General features: G+C 69.4%; 1 protein-coding gene. It reads left to right on the forward strand.

Annotated elements, in window-relative coordinates:
- On the forward strand, positions 1 to 953 hold a 953-nt coding region (locus ABZ783_RS37425), incomplete at its 5' end, for an FAD-dependent monooxygenase (protein WP_357447991.1).
- Positions 954 to 1,042 lie beyond the last annotated feature (89 nt).

The raw sequence follows: 1,042 nt of genomic DNA on the forward strand, positions 1-1,042 counted from the left end.
TCCCCCGGCTGCGTGCGGCCGCGACGGCGACGACCGGCCTCGCCTTCGTCGACGCACAGGGACGGCGCAAGAGCCGCGTCGACTTGCCGGTCAACCGGGCTACCGAGGTCGAGGTGCCCCGGGCCGACCTGGCCGCGATCATCACCGACGCCGCGGCCGGTAGCGCCGAGTTCATCTACGGCGACTCCATCTCAGCCCTCACCCAGGACGGTAGCGGTGTCGACGTCACCTTCGAACGGGGTGCACCGCGCCGGTTCGACCTGGTCATCGGCACCGACGGACAGCATTCGATGGTCCGGAGGCTCGCCTGGGGACCGGAGACGGACTTCGTCAGGCACCGCGGGCTCTACGTGGCAACCCTGCCCGTCGAGCGCGAGCTCAATCCGACGACCGACGTGCTGCTCTACGGCATGCCCGGCCACCTCGCCTCCGTCCATCCGGTACGCGGCGACGGCGGCATCGCGGCGTTCATCTGGCGCAGCAAACCCGTGCCCGGCTACGACTACCGCGACACCGCCCAGCACAAGCGCATCGTCGAGCAGGCGTACGCGGGCGGCGGCTGGATCGTGCCCGAACTGATCGAGCGCGTACGCGATGCCGGAGACCTCTACTTCGATGCTGTCAGCCAGGTACGCCTCGACACCTGGTCCCAGGGGCGCATAGGGCTGCTCGGCGACGCCGCGTCCTCGGTGTCACTGTTCGGCGACGGGTCGAGCCTGGCGATGGCGGGGGCGTACACGCTCGCGCGGACGCTGGCCGAGCACCGCAACGACCTCGGGCAGGGCCTGAAGGCCTACGAGTACGAGCACCGCAAGCTCGTTGCACCCAAGCAGAACGGGTTCGCCACTGCCGCGACGCTCATGGTGCCGGCCACCCGATTCGGGGTGGCCTTGCGTGACAACGGCGCCCGCCTGGTCACGGGCTGGCAGCGGCTGAAGGCCGGCGCAAGGTAAGATCAATTCACGGGGCACCCGCTGTTCGAAGACCGTTCGATCAAAGAACAGCGCCAACAAGAGATCGCGTCGCGAAGCGACGCGGGCCG

Origin of the sequence: Micromonospora sp. NPDC047738, from assembly GCF_040642675.1 — a bacterium.
Lineage (GTDB): Bacteria > Actinomycetota > Actinomycetes > Mycobacteriales > Micromonosporaceae > Micromonospora.